Source organism: Mycobacterium sp. (assembly GCF_035314905.1).
Taxonomy (GTDB): Bacteria; Actinomycetota; Actinomycetes; order Mycobacteriales; family Mycobacteriaceae; genus Mycobacterium.
Genome location: NZ_DATFYW010000178.1, coordinates 1 through 18654, shown reverse-complemented (window position 1 = coordinate 18654; position 18654 = coordinate 1). Strand labels below are relative to the sequence as shown.

General features: G+C 69.5%; 10 protein-coding genes and 1 tRNA gene. 2 read left to right on the top strand and 9 right to left on the bottom strand.

Annotated elements, in window-relative coordinates; genetic code table 11:
* The 5 genes from VKG81_RS15245 to VKG81_RS15225 are packed head-to-tail and all read right to left on the bottom strand — an operon-like array spanning position 1 to position 8275.
* Entirely contained in the window at positions 1-684 is a 684-nt protein-coding gene (locus tag VKG81_RS15245) for a hypothetical protein (protein WP_324397300.1), read from the bottom strand.
* Positions 681-1094 (bottom strand): thioesterase family protein, encoded by a 414-nt coding sequence (locus VKG81_RS15240; protein WP_324397298.1) that lies wholly within the window; start codon positions 1092-1094, stop codon positions 681-683. Before VKG81_RS15240 ends, VKG81_RS15245 begins: the two co-directional genes overlap by 4 nt.
* Positions 1094-5962 (bottom strand): NAD-glutamate dehydrogenase, encoded by a 4869-nt coding sequence (locus VKG81_RS15235; RefSeq protein WP_324397297.1) that lies wholly within the window; start codon positions 5960-5962, stop codon positions 1094-1096. The genes VKG81_RS15240 and VKG81_RS15235 overlap by 1 nt, the downstream gene beginning before the upstream one ends.
* A 57-nt stretch (positions 5963-6019) precedes the next feature.
* Positions 6020-7696, bottom strand: coding sequence for an energy-dependent translational throttle protein EttA (ettA, locus tag VKG81_RS15230; RefSeq protein ID WP_324397295.1), 1677 nt, complete (start codon positions 7694-7696; stop codon positions 6020-6022).
* A 60-nt stretch (positions 7697-7756) separates the two neighbouring features.
* Positions 7757-8275: a single-stranded DNA-binding protein gene (locus VKG81_RS15225; protein WP_324397293.1), complete on the bottom strand. Its 519-nt coding sequence runs from the start codon at positions 8273-8275 to the stop codon at positions 7757-7759.
* Between the two features lie 165 nt (positions 8276-8440).
* Here VKG81_RS15225 and atzF point away from each other — a divergent pair, with 165 nt between their 5' ends.
* A complete protein-coding gene (gene atzF, locus VKG81_RS15220) occupies positions 8441-10084 on the top strand; it encodes an allophanate hydrolase (RefSeq protein WP_324397291.1) in 1644 nt (547 codons plus the stop codon).
* A gap of 282 nt (positions 10085-10366) precedes the next feature.
* Here atzF and VKG81_RS15215 read toward each other — a convergent pair whose 3' ends face one another.
* The 4 genes from VKG81_RS15215 to VKG81_RS15200 all read right to left on the bottom strand — a co-directional run bounded on the left by VKG81_RS15215 (position 10367) and on the right by VKG81_RS15200 (position 18193).
* Positions 10367-12355, bottom strand: a complete 1989-nt coding sequence (locus tag VKG81_RS15215; RefSeq protein WP_324397289.1) for a cytochrome c oxidase assembly protein — start codon at positions 12353-12355, stop codon at positions 10367-10369.
* A 377-nt stretch (positions 12356-12732) separates the two neighbouring features.
* The gene (locus tag VKG81_RS15210) at positions 12733-15081 is read right to left on the bottom strand and encodes a glycerol-3-phosphate 1-O-acyltransferase (protein ID WP_324397287.1); all 2349 of its coding nucleotides are present in this window, start codon (positions 15079-15081) and stop codon (positions 12733-12735) included.
* Positions 15078-16715, bottom strand: a complete 1638-nt coding sequence (locus VKG81_RS15205; protein WP_324397322.1) for an HAD-IB family hydrolase/lysophospholipid acyltransferase family protein — start codon at positions 16713-16715, stop codon at positions 15078-15080. The genes VKG81_RS15210 and VKG81_RS15205 overlap by 4 nt, the downstream gene beginning before the upstream one ends.
* Before the next feature lie 41 nt (positions 16716-16756).
* Positions 16757-18193, bottom strand: coding sequence for a wax ester/triacylglycerol synthase family O-acyltransferase (locus tag VKG81_RS15200; protein ID WP_324397285.1), 1437 nt, complete (start codon positions 18191-18193; stop codon positions 16757-16759).
* A 137-nt stretch (positions 18194-18330) separates the two neighbouring features.
* Between VKG81_RS15200 and VKG81_RS15195 the strand changes: the two genes are divergently transcribed.
* Positions 18331-18404 (top strand) — tRNA-Arg (locus tag VKG81_RS15195).
* The last annotated feature ends 250 nt before the right edge of the window (positions 18405-18654 follow it).

Here is an 18654-nt window from a genome sequence, read left to right as displayed (position 1 = left end):
CTACATCAGCAGCAGCGGGTCGCCGCGCCGCCGGTACACCGACCCGAACCGGGCGTCGATGCGCAGCCACGCCGGCAGCACCCGCACGCGGACGATCTCATCGGCCGCGCCGGGAGCCACCTCGGGGGACACAAAGCCCATCGCGGTCAACGCGAACACGCACCGCATCGGGACGCCCGCTCCGCCCTCGGCGGCGTCCGATGTCGCCGACCCAGCGGCTCCGGCCCCGACCCGGATGACCTCCTGGTCCAGCAGCGATACCGGCGGCCCCTGTGCGCCATGCTCTTTGGCCAACTCGACGCCGCGCGCCGCGAGGTCGAGCACCGCACGGGCGGGAACGTCGTCGAGGTGGACGAAACCCGATTCCGGCGGCAGGGCACCCCGCCACGCCGAGTCCATCGGGAAGCCGGGATCGACGACGCCCGACGGGTCCACTGCCGCCAGCCCGCGCAGCAGCGCGTCGGCGCCCGCCGAGATGTCGGGCGGGCGGACCCGCCCGCGCACCACCCGGCTGGCCAGCACGTCGAAGCCCGTCGCGGTCCACGCCGCCAGCAACCCGTCGGAGCGCTGACGCAGCCGGATCACCGCGGCGTCGTCAAGCCGCCGCGCCCGCTCGACGAACGTCGCCAAGTCGTCGTGGTGCGCGGCGTCCAGCCACAGCCCGCGCTCCCGGCCGCCGGTCATCGCGAGCAGCGCTTCAGGTAATCCCGCTGAGCCGGTGTCAGCCGCAGCAGCCGCTGCTCGTGGATGTGCACGGCGGCCAGCTGCGCCTCGGCGATCACCGACGGGCGAGAGTCGGGGCCGGCCGTCACCGACCGCACCTCGTAGCCGAGGGTGAAGTCGACGGCGCGCAGCCGGTTGACCCAGATGCTCACCTGCAGCGGCGAATCGGCCAGCCGCAGCTGTCCCTTGTAGCTCACCTTGACCTCGGCGATGAGCAGCCCCGTCGTGGTGATCTCGGCGCCGAACGGCTCGCGCAGGAACGGCACCCGCGCCTCTTCGAGGATCGTGACCATGGTCGCGTGGTTGATGTGCTGGTACATGTCGATGTCCGACCAGCGCACCGGCACCGGCGTGACGAACTTCTCGCCCACTAGCCCGTCGGACCCGTCCAGCTCGTGCGGGTCATCGCCCGGATCTGCCGGGCCGCAACCGACACGGTGGCCAAGTCACGTTCACCTTCCTCACGGATCTCCGCCAGCGTGCGGCGCGCCCGGTCCACCCGCGAGGTGTTGGTGTGCTCCCATTCGGCGATCTTCTCCTCACCGCTTTCGTCCGGTTCTCCCACCGCGAGCACATCGAAACACAGCGACCGCAGCGAACCGTAGATGTCGTCGCGAATCGCCAACCGCGCCAACGAATGCCAGCGGTCGTCGCGTGGCAGCTCGGACACCGCGGTGAGCAGCGCGTCGATGCCCAGGTGACCCATCAACGCGAAATAGGTGTCGGCGACCTCGGAGCTGTCACGTTCGATGATGTCGGAGATGTCGATGATGTCCAGCAAACTGTAGCTGTACAACGAGGCGGCCACGGTGCCGGCCAGATCCTCGGTGGCCCCGTGAGAAACGAACTCGGTGGCGACCTTCGCGACGATGTCGCGGTCCCCGCCGCGCAGCCATCCCGGGAGTTGGGGGGCCAGCGACCGCACCTCAGAACGGAATCGGTTGATCTCGGCGCCCACGGCCAGCGGCTGGGGGCGGTAGTTGAGCAGCCAGCGCGCCGCACGGTCGAGCAGCCTGCGCAGGTCCAGCGTCATCCGGTCTGACAACACCGCCGAAATGCTGCCGTCCTCGCCGGCCTCGCGGATGCGCCGCCAGATGTCGCCGATCCCGAAGATCGCGTCGGTCGCGACGAACGTGCGCACCGCGTCGACCGGGGTCACCCCGGCGTCCTCGGTGACCCGGTAGGCGAACGTGATTCCGCCGCAGTCGACCACGTCGTTGACCAGCATCGTGGTGACGATCTCCCGGCGCAGCTGGTGCGAGCGGATCTCGGCGGCGAAGTGGTCGCGCAGCTCGGCCGGGAAGTATCGCGGCAGCCGTGCGGCGAACACGTCCTGCTCGGGCAGCTCGCTGCGCAGCACCTGATCCTTCAGATCGAGCTTGACGTGCGCCATCAGCGCGGCCAGTTCCGGTGAGGTGAGCCCGAGCCCGAGATCCTGGCGCCGCCTGATCTCCTTCTCCGACGGCAGCGCCTCGAGCTCGCGGTTCAGCCCGCGCCGGGCCTCCAGGTCCTTGATCTGCCGGGCATGCACGTTGAGCAGGGTCGCCGCGTTGGTGCGGCTGGTGCCCATCAGGTCGTTCTGCGCGGCGTTGTCGGCCAGCACCAGGCTGCCCACCTCGTCGGTCATCGACTCCAGCAGCGCGCTGCGGTCCCCGGCCCGGACCCTGCCGGCGATGACCAGCGAATCGACGAGGATCTTGATGTTGACCTCGTGGTCGGAGCAGTCGACGCCGGCGGAGTTGTCCAGCGCGTCGGTGTTGATCCGGCCGCCGCACAGGTCGAACTCGATCCGGCCGCGCTGCGTGATGCCGAGATTGCCGCCTTCGCCGATCACCTTGGCGCGCAGCTGGTTTGCATTGACCCGGACGGGATCGTTGGTGCGGTCACCGACGTCGGCGGCCGACTCCGCCTCCGCCTTCACGTAGGTGCCGATCCCGCCGTTGAACAGCAGGTCGACCGGCGCGCACAGCACCGCCCGGATCAATTCGGGCGGCGTCATGTCGGTGACGCCGTCGCCGATCCGCAGAACGCGACGCACCTGCGGGCTCAGCGGGATCGACTTCTGCTCGCGGCTGAAAACGCCGCCGCCCGCACTAATCAGCGACGCGTCGTAGTCGGCCCAGCTCGACCGCGGCAGCTTGAACAGCCGCTCCCGTTCGGACCACGAGGTGGCGGCGTCGGGGTCGGGGTCGAGGAAGATGTGGCGGTGATCGAACGCGGCGAGCAGGCGGATGTGCCTGCTCAGCAGCATGCCGTTGCCGAAAACGTCGCCGCTCATGTCACCGATGCCGACGACGGTGAAATCCTCGGTCTGCGTGTCGACGCCCATCTCACGGAAGTGCCGCCGGACGCTTTCCCAGGCGCCCTTGGCGGTGATGCCCATGGCCTTGTGGTCGTAGCCGACCGAACCACCGGAGGCGAACGCGTCGCCGAGCCAGAACCCGTAGGACTTCGCGACGTCGTTGGCGATGTCGGAGAACGTGGCGGTGCCCTTGTCGGCGGCGACGACCAGGTAGGCGTCGTCGCCATCGCGTCGCACCACCCGGTCGGGCGCGATGACTCTGCCGGTACGCCGGTCGACGTTGTCCGTGACGTCGAGCAACCCGGCGATGAAGCGCCGGTAACAGGCGACGCCCTCGAGGCGTTGCGCGTCGCGGTCGGCGGCCGTGTCACCGGTCGGCAGCGGCGGCCTCTTGACGACGAAGCCACCCTTGGCGCCCAGCGGGACGATGACGGCGTTCTTGACCGCCTGGGCCTTGGCCAGACCGAGGATCTCGGTGCGGAAGTCCTCGCGCCGGTCCGACCAGCGCAGCCCACCACGCGCGACCCAGCCGAACCTCAGATGCACGCCCTCCACTTGCGGCGAGTAGACGAAGATCTCGAACTTCGGCCGCGGCAGCGGCAATTCGTCGATCAACTCCGAATTCAGCTTCACCGACAACACGCCCTGCCCGCGGGCCGAACCGTCGCGCGTCACGAAATAGTTGGTGCGCAACGTCGCCTGGACCATTGACGCGAACGCCCGCAGCACGCGGTCGGTGTCGAGGCTGACCAGCGCGTCGATGTCCCTGGCGACCGCCGCGGCGGCGGCCTGCTTGTCGCGCTTGTCGCGCTTGTCGTTGGGCCGCTTCGGGGCTTCCGGCTCGAACAACGCCTCGAACAGGTCGACCAGCGACTTCGCGGTGTGCGGGTTGTCGTTGAGCACGGACTCGATGTGCGTCTGGCTGTACGGGAAACCGGCCTGGCGCAAGTACTTCGCGTAGGCGCGCAGGATCACCACCTGCTGCCAGGTCAGCCCGGCCCGCAGCACGAGCTCGTTGAACCGGTCGATTTCGGCCTGGCGGTACCAGATCGCGGTGACGGCGTCGGAGAAGCGCACGGCGGTGTCGTCGCGCTCGGGGCCTTCCGGTGCCGTCGGGATCGTGGGAAGCAGCGAGATCCTGAACTGGTAGATCCACACCGGCAGGCCGTCGGGCCGCGTGACGGCGAACGGGCGCTCCTCCAGGACGATGACCCCCATGCACTGCAGCATGGGCAGCAGTCGGCTCAGCGACGCCGACCGCCCACCGAGGTACCACGTCAGTGAAGCGAGGTGCTCGTCGCCTTCGGTGAACACCAGCTTGACCGAGTCGTCTTGCAGCTCTTCGATGATCGCGATGTCGGCGATGGCGTCCCCCGGCGAGACGGCCTGCTTGTAAACCTCGGGGAAGGCTTCGGCGTAGTGCTCGGCGAGTTCGGAGTCGATGGAGCCGGACTGCACCGCGCCGATCAGCCGGTCGGCCCAGGTGCGCGCGGCCTGCGTCAGCAGCGCCTGCACACGCAGCCGGTTGTCCTCGGACGTGTCTACTTTGGCGGGCCGGGAGTCGTCGGGCAGCCGGACCGTGAAATGCACTACCGCCCAAGGCGCTTCGCTGACCCGGGCGGTGTAGTCGATGCTGGCGCCGCCGAACTCGCGGACCAGGATGTCCTGTATCTCGAGCCGCACCGCCGTCGTGTAGCGGTCGCGTGGCAGGTACACCAGGGCGGACACGAAGTGGCCGAGCTGATCGGCCCTCAGGAACAGCAGGGTGCGACGCCGTGAGCCCAGGTCGATCACCGCGGTCGCCATCGCCAGCAGCTCGTCGACATCGAGCGCGAACAGCTCCGAGCGCGGGAACGTCTGGATCACGTCGAGCAGCAGCTGGCCGGGCAGCGAGCTCTGGTCGTGCCCGGACTTGGCCATCGCCTCCTTGACCCGGCGCGAGATGACCGGGATCTCCAGCACGTTGGCGTTCATCGCCGCGGCCGTGAACATGCCGACCAGGCGATGCTCCACCGCTTGCTCGCCGGAGTTCTGCCGGACGACGACGACGTAGGGGTAGGCGCCGTAGCGCAGGTAGCTGGCATTCGTCGCCTGCGCCAGCACCAGCAACTCATCGGACTCGGTGAGCTGCGGGAAGACGTCCTGGCGCAGGCTGAGCACACCGAGCCGGCTGGCATCCTCGACACGGGCCTCGCCGGCGCACACCGAGCAGCGCTGGTAGCCCACCAGCACGAAATGGCCGTCCACGAGCCAGCGCAGCAGCTCGGCGACCTCGTAGCGCTGCGCTGCCGGGAACCGGCCCGACGTGTCGGAGTCGAGCGCGTCGGCCAGCTTGCACACCGCATTGGTCATCGCGGCGGAGTCGCGCGCCACCTGCCGGGCGTCGGCCAGGACGGTCGGCAGCAGCCGCTCGGCCTCGGCGACCGCCCTGCGATCGACCGACGGCGCGAGTTGCACGTGTATCCACGCCTCGTCGACCCCGTCGCCGGCGGCGCCGGTGGCCGGCGTGATGTCGACCAACTCACCATCCGGCCCGCGGTGGACCCGGAAGGCCGGGCTCATGATCGCCAGATAAGCCACGCCGAGCCGGTGCAACAACACCGTCACCGACTCCAACAGCGTCGGCGCCTGGTCGGTCACCAGCTGCAGCGCCGGGCCGAAGCCGTCGGCGTCGTCGAGGTAGGCGGCGACGTTCGTGGTGTCGGGTTCGCGGCGCCGGCCCAGCTTGCGGTGGGCGGCGAGCATCGCGGCCGAAACCAGGTCCGCGGGGTTGGTGTACTCGCCCGCCGCGTCGCCCGCGACGGGTTGCGGCTCGGGAGCGTCACCGTGGGGTCCGCGGTAGGTGCCGGCGTAGACCCGGGTGATCGCCTCGACGGCGCCGGGGGACTTCTCCCACCCCGCTCCGTCGAGGCTGCTGCCCTCGGGCTTGACCGTCATGCGGATCGCTCCTGCTTCGGCGCTGCGGGCCGGCGCTGGCACGCAGCCCCGCCCACCCTAGTCGCGCGTCAGCCTGCGGTGCGTGACCCGATGGGGACGAGCGGCTTCCGGACCGAGCCTATCGACCTTGTTCTCCTCGTAGGCAGCAAAGTTGCCCTCGAACCAGAACCATCTCGCTTCGCTGTCGGCGTCGCCTTCCCACGCCAGGATGTGCGTGCAGGTGCGGTCCAGGAACCAGCGGTCGTGGGAGATCACCACCGCACAGCCGGGGAACTTCTCCAGCGCGTTCTCCAGCGACCCCAGCGTTTCGACGTCGAGGTCGTTGGTCGGCTCGTCGAGCAGCAGCAGGTTGCCGCCCTGCTTGAGCGTCAACGCGAGATTGAGCCGGTTGCGTTCGCCGCCGGAGAGCACACCGGCCGGCTTCTGCTGATCGGGTCCCTTGAAACCGAACGCCGACACGTAGGCCCGCGACGGGATCTCGTTCTGGCCGACCTCGATGTAGTCCAGGCCGTCAGAAACCACCTGCCACACGGTCTTGTTCGGGTCGATGCCCGCGCGGCTCTGGTCGACGTAGCTGATCTTGACGGTGTCCCCGACCTTGACGGTACCGCTGTCCGGCTTCTCCAGGCCGACGATGGTCTTGAACAGCGTGGTCTTGCCGACACCGTTGGGCCCGATCACCCCGACGATGCCGTTGCGCGGCAGCGTGAAGGACAGATCCTTGATCAGCATCCTGCCGTCGTAGCCCTTGTCGAGGTGTTCGACCTCGACCACGAGACTGCCCAGCCGCGGCCCGGTGGGGATCTGAATCTCTTCGAAGTCGAGCTTGCGGGTCTTCTCCGCCTCGGCGGCCATCTCCTCGTAGCGCTGCAGCCGGGCCTTGCCCTTGGCCTGGCGCGCCTTGGCGCCGGAGCGGACCCAGGCGAGCTCCTCCTGCAGCCGTTTCTGCAGCTTGACGTCCTTGCGGCCCGACACGGCCAGCCGCTCGGCCTTCTTCTCCAGGTAGGTGGAGTAGTTGCCCTCATACGGGAAGGCGCGGCCGCGGTCCAGCTCGAGGATCCACTCGGCGACGTTGTCGAGGAAGTAGCGGTCGTGGGTCACCGCCAGCACCGCCCCCTTGTAGTTCGCCAGGTGCTGCTCAAGCCACTGCACGCTCTCGGCGTCGAGGTGGTTGGTGGGCTCGTCGAGCAGCAGCAGGTCCGGCTTGCTCAGCAGCAGCTTGCACAGCGCCACCCGGCGCCGCTCGCCGCCGGACAGGCGCGTGACCGGCTCGTCGGGCGGCGGGCAGCGCAGCGCGTCCATCGCCTGCTCGATCTGGGAATCCACGTCCCACGCGTCGGCGTGATCGAGTTCCTCCTGGAGCCGGCCCATCTCATCCATCAGCTCGTCTGAGTAGTCGGTCGCCATCAGTTCGGCGACCTCGTTGAACCGGTCGAGCTTCGTCTTGATGTCGCCGAGGCCCTCCTCGACGTTGCCGCGGACGGTCTTGTCCTCGTTCAGCGGCGGCTCCTGCAGCAGGATGCCGACGCTGGCTCCGGTGGCCAGGAACGCGTCGCCGTTGTTGGGTTTGTCCAACCCGGCCATGATCCGCAAGACGCTCGACTTACCCGCCCCGTTGGGGCCCACGACCCCGATCTTCGCCCCGGGAAAGAAGCTCAGCGTGACGTCGTCGAGGATGACTTTGTCGCCGTGCGCCTTGCGGACCTTCTTCATCGTGTAGATGAACTCAGCCATGATGCCTTTCTTGGTCCGTTCGTCATGCTCGCGGACCATGGTAGGCGTGGCCGTGCGGCGCTAAACCGACAGAGTCAGCCCCTTGCCGGTCAGCCCGTTGGTGCCGATCCCGGACTGGTCCGCGGGGGAGGCGTCCTCCCCGTCGTCGGTCAACTCACCACCGTCCTCCGCCGGCTCCGGGCCCGCGTCGGCGCCCGGCCGCTGCTCGGTGTCGGGCCCCGAGTAGACGGTCTTCTCGACACGCGCGACGCATCGCGACAGGTCGGGCCCCACCGCACTGGCCCGCATCTCCAACGGGGAGCGACGGTTGCCGTCGCGGTCCTCGTATTCGTTGGTGTGGATCGTGCCGACCACGATGACCGGTGAGCCCTTGCCCAGCGCCGCTCCGACACCGGTGACCAGGCGACCCCAGCAGTTGACCGTGATGTACAACGAGTTGCCCGCGGTCCATGTTCCGTCGGCGTCACGCCGACGCGAGTTGCTGGCGACCCGCAACCGGATGAGCTCCCGGCTGCCCACCGTGCGCCGTATCGGGTCGGCGACGATGGTGCCGACGACGGTAAGTGGTGTTTCGAACATGGTGATCCCTTTCTCTGGTTCGGACTTCCGGTTCGGCGGCAGGCGCCGCTGACACCAGCCATTAACCGGGAGACCGCCGACGGATGGGACGGCCGCGACCGTCTCGGGCCGGTGGGCTGTGGATGAACTGCGCGCTGGGGATGAGCGGGCCGTAGGTTGAAGCCCATGACGGTCTGGATCACCCGTCGCGACGACGACGACGTCAGCGCCGAGCTCGCCGCAGCCCCATCGGGTCCGCTCGCCGGCGTCCGGCTCGCGGTGAAGGACAACGTCGACGTCGCCGGGCTGCCCACCACCGCGGCCTGCCCCGAATTCGCCTACCTGCCCCAGCGCGACGCCGCCGCCGTCGCCGCGCTGCGCGCGGCCGGCGCGGTCGTCGTCGGCAAGACCAACCTCGACCAGTTCGCCACGGGGCTGGTCGGCACGCGCTCCCCTTACGGCGTGGTGCCCGACAGCCGCCGTCCCGAATACATCAGCGGCGGTTCGAGTTCCGGCTCGGCGGTGGCCGTCGCGCTGGGTGAGGCCGACATCGCGGTCGGCACCGACACCGCCGGATCGGGACGGGTGCCCGCAGGGTTGCAGGGAATCGCCGGCATCAAGCCGACGGTCGGGGTGATCAGCACCGACGGAGTCGTTCCGGCGTGCGAATCCTATGACTGTGTGACGATTTTCGCCGCCGGCCTGGCGGCGGCCAACCGCGCGATGGCGGTGCTGGCCGCGGGCGCCCCGAACCGCCGGTGGCCCGCCGACACCCGGCTGGCCGCACCCCCGCAACCCGTGATCGCGGTGCCGCGGGAGCTGCCCGAACTCGACCAGGGCTGGCGATCGGCATTCGACGCCGCCGTCACGGCGCTGTCGGAGGCAGGCGCGCGGATCGTCCCGATCGGCATCGGCCCCTTCCTGGACGCGGCGAAACTGCTCTACGGCGGGGCACTGGTCAGTGAACGGTACGCCGCGGTCGGCGGATTCATCGACGCGCATCCCGGGGCCGCGCTCGACCCGACCGTGCGCGGCATCATCGCCGCGGCGCGTGACATCGCAGCCCACGAGCTCGTCCGCGACCGACGGGAGGTCGAACGGCTGCGCCGCGTCGCGATGGTCGCCCTCGAGGGCGCCGACGCGCTGATGGTTCCCACCTCGCCGATGCACCCGCGCATCAGCGAGGTCGCCGCCGACCCGGTCGGCGTGAACGCCCGGCTGGGCACCTACACCAACTTCTGCAACCTGTTCGACATGTGCGCCGTCGCGGTGCCGGCAGGAACCGCAGGCCACGCACAGTTCGGGGTGACGGTGCTCGGCCGCGCATTCGACGACGCGGTGGTGCTCGATGTGGCGGCACTCATCGACGGGCACGCAGTGGCGGAGGTTTGGCCGCTGGGCGCCGCATCACACGCCGAGCTGGTGGTGTTCGGCGCACATCTGCGCGGCGGGCCGCTGGAGGACCAGCTCACCGGCCTCGGCGCCCGCTTCGCCGGCGAGCTGACCACCGCGCCGCGCTACCGGATGAGCGTGCTCGACACCACGCCAGCCAAGCCCGCCATCACCCGATGTCCCGACGGCGTCACCGGTGCCGCGCTGACCGGCCACCGATGGTTGCTCTCCCCCGCCGCGCTCGGCACCTTCCTGGCGGCACTTCCGCCGCCGATGCAGCTGGGCAAGGTCGAATTCGCCGACGGCAGCTGGCGAACGGCGTTCGGGTGCGACGGCGCCGCCGCGGCCGCCGGCACGGACATCAGCGGTTACGGAAGCTGGCCCGCGGCGGTGGCCGCCGGAGCCGTTGCGGCCGGCCCGGGAGCGGTTCGCGGCTAGGCCGGGAGCCGTTGCGGCCGGCCCGGGAGCCGTTGCGGCGACATGGCGCCGGGAACCGTTGCGGCGAGCCCGGGAGCCGTTGCGGCGACATGAGGCCGGACGCCGCTGTGGCGACATGGCGCTCGGAGCCGCTGCGGCGACATGGCGCTCGGAGCCGTTGCGGCGACATGGCGCCGGGAACCGTTGCGGCTAGGCCGGGAGCCGTTGCGGCGACATGAGGCCGGACGCCGCTGCGGCGACATGGCGCCGGGAACCGTTCGGGCGAGATGAGACCCGGACGCGTCAGCTGGGCCGGGTGCCCGCGTCGCGGCGGGCCATCTCGGCGAGCATCGCGTTGTAGGCGGCCAGGTCGGCGTCGTCGTCGCGTTCGGCGGCGCGGTCCAGACGCCTGGCGGTGCGCTGATCGGTGCGCCGCCATTGGATCAGCAGCGCTATCATCACGACGGCCAGCGGCACTTCGCCCGCCGCCCAGGCGATCGCGCCGCCGAGGTGTTGATCGCCGAGCAGGTCGGTATGCCAGCTCAGGTGCAGCGAGCGGTAGAAATCTCCGCCGAGCACGGTGTCGTCGCTCATCATCACCACGCCGAAGAACGCGTGCAGCGGCAGCGACGCGAACACCATGCCGACCTTGGCCACGTGCGGGATGGGTCGCGGCGTCGGGTCGATGCCGATCACCACCCAGTAGAACAGGTAGCCACTGATCAGGAAATGCGCGTTCATCAGGGTGTGGGCCATGTGATTGCCCGCCACCGCGTCGAAGATGCCGCCGAGGTAGAGCGCGTAGAAGCCGGCGATGAACAGAATCGTCGCCACGACCGGATGGGTCAGGAAGCGGGACAGCTTGCTGTGCAACGCGATCAGAATCCACTCACGCGGGCCCGGCGGCTCGCCGCGGCCCGCCGCTGGCAGCGCGCGCAACGCCAGCGTGACCGGTCCGCCCAGGACCAGCAGGATCGGTGTGAGCATCGACAGCGCCATGTGAGCGACCATGTGCATGCTGAACATCGCGGGCATGTAGCGGCCGACGCCCGACGACGTCACGAACAGCAGCAGCGCGCACCCGCACAGCCACGCCACCGTCCGGCCGATCGGCCAGGCGTCGCCGCGGCGGCGCAGCCGCCGCACCCCGGCCAGGTACAGCAGCGCCATCACGATCGCCGCGGTGCCGAAGATCAGGTCGAAACGCCAGTCGAACAACACCCGCGCCAGCGTCGGCGGCCCGGCGAAGTCATAGCCGATCTCGGCCTGCGGGATCGACGGCTTGAGGATCGGCGGAGGGGGCGGCGGCGTGCGACCGAGCCCGACCGCGATGCCGAACGTCAACCCGAAGACCACCGCCTCGGTCAGCGCCAGCCGGATCAGCGGCCCGCGGGCGTCCGGGTCGGTGCGCAGCGCGACGAGACTGACGCGTCGTTGCCGCCAGCCGAGCACACCGAGCGCGCACAGCGCGGCGGCCTTGGCGATGACCAGGCGGCCATACCCGCTGTCGAACAGGTCGGCAAGACGGATCCGGACCAGCGTGTTGACCACGCCGCTGAGGGCCATCGCCATAAAGCACCACAGCGCGACGGCCGAGAACCGCCGCGCGGCCAGATCCGCGTGGTCGCCGCGGCGCAGCGCGTGGGCGAGCAGCGCTAAAAGGCCGCCGGCCCACAGCCCGGCGGCCCCCAGGTGGATGAGCAGGCTGTTGGTGGCCATGTCGTGGGACCCACCCGCCGAGGAGTGGCCGGTCAGGCCGAGCGGCACCAACGCCACCAGCGCGCCGGCCAGTAGGAACGGTGTCGACGACCAGCGCAGCACCGGCAGGGCCGCCAGCGTGACCGCCGCGGCGATGAACGCCGTCCAGCGCCACGCGCTCGCGGTGTCGACGACGCCTGCGAGCGACCAGACCGTCGCAGGGTTGAGCAGGAGCCGCACCGGACGGCCGGAGACGTCGGAAAGCGTCAGCGGCACCAGCAGCGCCGCACACCCCGCCCACACACCCGACGCGACAGTGCCGAGCCGCAGCGACCGGTAGCCGGCCGCGTCGAGCACGCCGTTGTCTTGCGGCGGGACCAGGAACGCGGCGAGCAGGAACGATCCGATCGCGACGACCGCGGCGATCTCACCCGCCGCACGGACGAACGGCAGGCCGTACATCGTCACGGGCCCGGGGTTGGGCAGCCCGGTGGCGGTGAGCGCGTCGGCTACCGACAGTGCGCCGATGGCCGCGGCGGTGACGCCGGCGAGAACCGCCACGCCGCAGAGCACCGGCCACACACGACGCGTCATGCGTTCAGCGTATTGCGTGATGACGGGGGGAAAGGCGCCGGTGGCCATAGGCCCCCGGGGGGCGTCGGTTCGCCGACACTGACCTCAGCTGCGGGACACGCCGACGGGGCGTCGCTGAGTTCAATCTCGGCGACGGCCGCGCGTAGCGGAGTGACGCCCGCGGACTAAACGCGTAGTGCACCACTCGTGTCCGTGTCGTACCCCTGTCATACGTTCATGTCGACGGGATACGACGACAAGTGGAGGCGAGACGATGGGCACGATTCTGGTCGCCGTGCTTTCGGTCGGCATGCCCTTGACCGCGCTCGGGCTCTACGACCTACAGGAGGCGCTGGAGCGCTGGGAGCACGACCGTCACGCTCAGGACTAGTTCCGGGCTAGGCGGTCTTCTGCCGTTCCCGCCTGCGCTGTGACTCGCGCACGTAGAACTGGTCGCGGGACACCCCTTCGATCCGGTCCATGTCGCGCAGGACCGCGCGCAACTCCGCGAGGAACGCCGCACGCCGTTCGGCAAGGTCCGACGCCGGCGCGAGCAGGCCCTGATCGGCGGCCACCTGCCGTGCGGTGGCGAACAGCAACGCCGACACCGACTCGTTGCTGCGCACACGATCCTGGGCGACGTACTGGCGGCCCACGCCCAACGCAAGCTTCGTCAGTTCCTTTTCGCTGATCTCCGCGGGCGCGTCGCGCAGCACGTCGGCGACGATCTCGTAGGCCTCGAAGAAGGGGCGCAGCATCGCATGCGCCATCAGCGGCTTCTTCGCGTGCAGCAGCATGTCGATGCCGTCACCGCCGGCAGCCACGTGCGCCTCCCAGTCGCCGTGCCAGGCCATCTCCTCGGCGACGTGCTCACGGAACGCGGCCGAATCGGCGAAGTAGAACTCGAACTTCAAGATGTCCCGCAGCCGCATCGCCTGAGACCAGAACGCCTCCAACCGATCTCCGTCGGCACGCGCGGCGTAGGCCAGCGCCAGCTCCACGATCGACGTCTCCAGGAACGCGTGGATGACGGTGTTGCGGTAGAACGCCGCCTCGTGTTCGTGCTCGGGTTCGATGAGCCACACCGGCTCCCGGCCACTGTCCACGCGAGTCACCGGATGGCCGTTGGACAGCGCGTCCGCGGCGGCACGGACACCGTCGTGGGTGCGCAGCCGCAGCGCGCTGTTGGTCACCGGCGTCTGTGTGCGATCGAGGTAGTCAAGCGAGTCCTGCAGCGTGTGATGAAGCTGATCCAGCGTCAGCGCGACCCCGCGGGTGGCCAGCAGCAACGCCGACACCAAACCGGTGGCGTTAACCGGGGTGGCGCGCAGGATCCGCCAGGCGACCTCGAACGCCATCTTCTGCAGCGCCAGCCGCTTGGCCGCCGGGTCGGCGGCGATCGCGCCGTGCGGCGGCCCGAGATACTGCCGCATCGACACCGCCTCCGGGAAGCGGACGTAGATCTTGCCGTAGTTGCGCTCGCCCTGAGCCTTGATGAACTTGTACAACCAGCCGACGCCTTCGGGTGTCTTCTCCCCGCCACGGGCGTAGGCGGCGTACTCGGCGGTCTCGTGCAGCTGGTCGAAGCTGATCGACACCGGCTGCAGCAAGATGTCCTCACTGCGGCCCTCGAGGTAGGCGTCGGCGACATAACTCAGCAGGCCCAGTTTGGGCGGCAGCATCTTGCCGGTGCGCGACCGTGTGCCCTCGATGGACCAGCTCAGGTTGAATCGTTTTGCGACGACGTAGCCGACGAACTCCTTGAGCACGTACTTATAGAGCGGGTCGCCGGCGATATTGCGCCGGATGAAAATGACCCCGGAGCGCCGCAGCAGCGGCCCCATGAACCCGAACGACAGGTTGACACCGGCGAACATGTGCACCGGCGGAAGCCGGTTCTCCTGCATCGCCACCGGCACGATCGCGCCGTCGAGGTAGGACCTGTGCGAGAACAGCAGCACGGCGGGGTGCGTCTCCAACGCGGTGCGCATCGCCTCGACCTCGGCGCGGTCGTAGTCGATGTTGGGATCAAAGCCGCGGCTGAAGATCGCGCGGCTCAGCGACGGAATGAGGTCGACCGAGAACCGGCTCCGGCCGGTGGCGAGTTCGTCGAGCATCTTCCCGGCCGCCTCGACCGTCGCGCCGGGAATTTTCTCCAGGCCGGAACGGAACCGCGCGGATGCGATCATCTCCGGCTTCACCAAGCGCGGCGACTTGTATTCGGGCCCGAGCAAACGCAATTCGACCCGCTCAATGGCCAGGCTCGCCCGGCGCAGGACGAACCGCGCGAAGTCGCGCGGGTTGTCGGCGACGGTGGTGTCCTGCCACTGCTGGCGCAGTTCGGAAACCTTGGCCGGCTCCCCGGCGACCACCCGCGCCCGCGCCGGGTCCTTGCGCAGGATGCTGCGCTGCAGGATCTCCGGCGGGCGGTACGTGTCGCGGCCCGACAGCAGGCCGACGACCTTCACGCGGGTCGGCAGGCCCCCGGGGACCCAGAACACCCGGACCGGCACCACAGTGCGGTCCTCGTCGGCCTCCAGCCGCTCGACGAGCTGCGCGACGACGCCCGGTGCCGGGTCATCGCCGGCCAGCTGCAGCACTTCGACTTTGGTGTCCGGGTGCTCGCGGCGCTGCTGAGCCAACCAGTCGTTCAGCAGCTCGAGCTCGGCGGCCGACGACACCGATGCCAGCACCAGCGCGTCATCGGTCGCCGTGAAGCTCGCGAAGTCGTCGGCGCGGCCGTTCATGATCGCCCTTTCGCGCCGGCCCTGGGGCTCGCTTTCGAGTTGGAGTTGCCGCTCGTGTCGGCGTTGTTCGCGGCCGCTTTCTGTTCGGCCTTCTTCGGTGCCGCCTTCTTCGATGCCGCCTTCTTCGGTGCCGCCTTCTTCGCCGCCTTCCTGGCGGGAGCCTTCTCGGCCGGCTTGGATGTCAGGCGCGGCTCGGGAACCTTGTCCCGCGGCCAGTCTCTCAGCGTGTCGAGATAGAGCTGCCGGATCTCCGCGATGCGCTCCGGCAGGTTTTCGACGGTCCAGTCGTCCACCGAAATCGGCGGATAGACAACGACATCGACGGTGCCGGGATTGAACGTGGTCGAGTCGCGGGCCGAGATCACCTCCGCGTTGCGGATCACGATCGGCACGATCGGGATGCCGACAGCCATCGCGATCCGGAACGGGCCCTTCTTGAACGGCCCCACCTCGATGGTGTCGTGGCGGGTGCCTTCGGGGGCGATCAGGATCGACAGCCCCTTGCGGGCCAGTTCCTCCACCTTGTGCAGTCCCTCCACCGCTCTTCGGGGGTCGTCGCGGTCGATGAACGCGGCGTCCATGACCTTGCCGATGGTGCCGACGATCGGATCGCTTTCCAGCTCCTTCTTGCCGACCGAGGTGAAGTTGTCGCGGACCAGCGACCCGGCGATGATCGGGTCGACCTGGTTGCGGTGGTTGAAGATGAACACCGCAGGCCGCTGGGCGGTGAGGTTCTCCTCGCCGAGCACGTTCATGCTGACGCCGGTGGCGGCCAACAACGCCCGGCCCCAGTTGGAGGTCAGGAAGTTGACGCCGCGGCGCCTGCTGCCGGCCAGCAGCCCGATGCCGACCGCCCCGGCGGCGATCGGCGCCAGCGTCGCCACGCCGGCGAGCGTGCGCAACTGCGACAGCGGATTGCTGCCGCTGCGGCTGGAGAAGCGGAGCACGGGCCAGCCCCGCTTGGCCGCCACCGACGCCAGCTTGCCCTCGGGGTTGGTGGGCCGGGGATTGCCGACGAGGTACATCAGCGCGACGTCCTCGTCCCCGTCGGCGTAGAAGTAGCTCTTCTTCAGGTCGATCCCGCTTTCGGCCGCGAACGTCTGCACGGCGTTGGCCTTGCCGGGCCCCCACAGGATGGGCTTTTCGACCCCGCCGGTCAGCACGCCGTTTTCGTCGACCTCGAACCGGTTGGACAGAATGTTGCCGATGCCGAGGAAGCGGGCCACCGGTTCGACCTGGATGGTCAGCGCCGACGAACTCAGCACCACGGTGTGGCCGCGGGCCTGGTGGGCGCGGACCAGCTCGCGCATTTCGGGATAGATGCGGGACACGATCTTCTGGACGAACAGGCGCTCGGCGATCTCGTCCAGATCCGACAGCGACCGGCCGCGCATCATCGAAGCACCCCGGTAGATCAGCTGCTCGAAGTCGGCACGGCCGAGCTGATGGTTCAGCGCCGCCTGCACGACGCCGATGAACTCGCCGATCCCGATCTCGCGGCGGCGGAACCGGTCCTGGGTCAGGATCACCCCGGTGAAGCCCGCCACCAGGGTGCCGTCGAGGTCGAAGAACGCCCCGACCTCCGGGCCCGGTGGGCTGGCCTCGACCTCGGCCACCGAGCCGGGCAACCGCATGTCACGGCGGGCGGGTCTGCGGCCGCCGCCGTCGGGGCCGCTCATGATGCGACCTCAAACGACGCGGGAGCCGCCCGGCCCGGACCGCCCAGCGCGAGCACCTCGTCGAAGCCGGACAGCAGGGACCTGGCCCACAACTCGTCCTCGGTGACCGACGCGCGGTCGTAGCGGGTGGTCACCGTGACCGTCCCGCCGCGAGAGATCAACACCGCCATCATCGCCACCCCCGGCAAGGGTCCAAGCCCATACTGCCGCAACACTTTTGCGCCTGCGACGTAGGTATCGCCAGCATACACGGGTACGTTGCTGGCCTGGACGTCGCCCGAGACGATCGACCCGGCCATCGATTCCAATATCGGCTCGGGCAGCACGCTCAAGACCGGCGCGATCGCGCCGATCATGTCGATCGCGGCTTCCTCGCGCCGCCGGCACATCTGAGTGCGGATGTTCTGGATGCGGTCGCGCGGGTTCGAGATGCCAAGGGGCGCGGCGATCATCACGCCGGCGAACCGGTTGCCGCCGGCCGGGTCGGCCTCGGCGCGAAGATTGACCGGCACCGCCATGCGCAGCTTCTCGATCGGCACGCCGAGCTCGTTGTGATAACGCCGAAGCGCCCCGGTGAGCCCGGCGAGATACGCGTCGTTGATCGAACCCTCCGCGGCTTTGGCCGCGGCGCGCAGATCTGAAAAGTCGATGTCGATCGCTTCGGTGCGCGACGAAAGGCTGCGCCTGCGAAGCAACGGGGACGGCTCGGCGACCGGCGACATCCCCCGCACGCCTGACCGGGCGTACTCGACCGCCCCGCCGATCGCCGACACCGGGTCGCGCGCCATCCGGCCGGCCATATGCGCGGCGCCCGACAACGCGCCGCGCAGGCCGCCGGCGATGGCGCCGGGCAAGCGGTTGAAGCCCGCGCGGGCGAGGTCGTTGCCGGTCAGATCCTGCGGGATCGGCAGCGGCGCCGGTTCCCGGGGTGGCGGTTCACGTTCGAAGTCGTAGATGTTGGCGAACATCTCGACGGCGCCGACGCCGTCGGTGACCGCGTGGCTCATGTGCAGCAGCACCGCGGCCCGGCCGTTTTCCAACCCCTCGACCGAGGTGACGGTCCACAGCGGCCGGGAGATGTCCAGCGGCGACTGCAGCATCACCTCGGCGAGGTCGAGCACCTCGCGCATCGTGCCCGGCGCCGGGACGCGCACCCGCCGGACGTGGAAGTTCAGGTTGAAGTCCGGGTCCACCACCCAGCGCGGCGCCGCGGTGGGCACCGTCGGGGTAACGACCTTCTGGCGCAGCCTCAGCACGCGACGGGACGCGTTTTCGAAGACGTTCTGAAAGCGGTCCCACTCGGGGGTGGTGTCGAGGATTTCCAGGCCCATGATCCCGGACCGGGTCCGCGGATTCGCCTCGCCGCGGTGCAACAATATGTCCAACGCGTTGAGTTCCTCCGGCAACCCGGCCGCGTCGAGCGCGTCAACCACCGCTGCCTCCCACCATCGTCACTCGTGCCCTCCCGCCGAACTCGACTGCGAAATCCACGCTAGTCCGCGGACAGGCGCCGCGGGAGGCGATTGTCTGCCGCCGCCGGGCGGGCGCCGTTGGATAGACTTCCCAGGTTGCCTCCGTAGCTCAGCTGGATAGAGCAAGGGCCTTCTAATCCCTAGGTCGCCCGTTCGAGTCGGGCCGGGGGCGCTGTATATCCCCATAGACGGCGCTATGGAGGTGGACGGCGTAGCCCTCGGGCGCGTTCATCGCGGCGTCGGCGCGGCGCGTGGCGGGATTCCGGTGGCGAGGTGTGCGCGCTAGCTAACTTCGCGCGGCCAGCGCGGCAGAGCGGCGGGCCTTGCGCTGAAACGTTTTGCAAGCGTCGTTCGCCGCTGATCGCTCAGGTCGTCCCGGTCATCGTTCAAACCTGGAAAATTCGAGACCATGATCTCCGCCA

Bases quoted from the DNA above. Each gene is read 5' to 3' on its own strand.
- VKG81_RS15245 (WP_324397300.1), bottom strand. From the start codon at position 684: ATGACCGGCGGCCGGGAGCGCGGGCTGTGGCTGGACGCCGCGCACCAC.
- VKG81_RS15235 (WP_324397297.1), bottom strand. From the start codon at position 5,962: ATGACGGTCAAGCCCGAGGGCAGCAGCCTCGACGGAGCGGGGTGGGAG.
- ettA (WP_324397295.1), bottom strand. From the start codon at position 7,696: ATGGCTGAGTTCATCTACACGATGAAGAAGGTCCGCAAGGCGCACGGC.
- VKG81_RS15225 (WP_324397293.1), bottom strand. From the start codon at position 8,275: ATGTTCGAAACACCACTTACCGTCGTCGGCACCATCGTCGCCGACCCG.
- atzF (WP_324397291.1), top strand. From the start codon at position 8,441: ATGACGGTCTGGATCACCCGTCGCGACGACGACGACGTCAGCGCCGAG.
- VKG81_RS15215 (WP_324397289.1), bottom strand. From the start codon at position 12,355: ATGACGCGTCGTGTGTGGCCGGTGCTCTGCGGCGTGGCGGTTCTCGCC.
- VKG81_RS15210 (WP_324397287.1), bottom strand. From the start codon at position 15,081: ATGAACGGCCGCGCCGACGACTTCGCGAGCTTCACGGCGACCGATGAC.
- VKG81_RS15205 (WP_324397322.1), bottom strand. From the start codon at position 16,715: ATGCGGTTGCCCGGCTCGGTGGCCGAGGTCGAGGCCAGCCCACCGGGC.